The following is a 399-nucleotide window of genomic DNA, read 5'->3' as shown; positions in this document are numbered from 1 at the left end:
ATTTAATATACCTACTGATTGTAGCTGAATTGAATTATTATTATACTTTTCTAAAGACTCTTGTTTAGAAATTGAAGAAGAAATTATCTTATAATACTCAGAAATAGAATCTTCTACGGACGATTGAGACGAGATTGTTCCATTTTTGAGTACCAAGCCTTGAGTACACAAACTTTTTACTGCAGCCATGTTATGGCTCACAAACATAACGGTCCTACCATCATTCACACTCACATCCTTCATCCGTCCCAAGCACTTCTTTTGAAATTCAGCATCACCAACAGCCAATACTTCATCTACAATAAGTATTTCTGGCTCTAGAAAGGCCGACACAGCGAAAGCTAGGCGTACATACATCCCGCTACTGTAGCGCTTCACGGGTGTATCTATGTATCGCTC

At 38.3% G+C, this 399-nt stretch carries 1 pseudogene; it reads right to left on the bottom strand.

The window, feature by feature from the left end:
- Positions 1–137: 137 nt before the first annotated feature.
- Positions 138–399 (bottom strand): annotated as a pseudogene (locus J4D97_RS23300) (ABC transporter ATP-binding protein); the annotation flags it as partial.

Source organism: Hymenobacter defluvii (genome assembly GCF_017589435.1).
Taxonomy (GTDB): Bacteria; Bacteroidota; Bacteroidia; order Cytophagales; family Hymenobacteraceae; genus Hymenobacter; species Hymenobacter profundi.
This window is presented reverse-complemented; position numbering and strand designations above follow the sequence as displayed.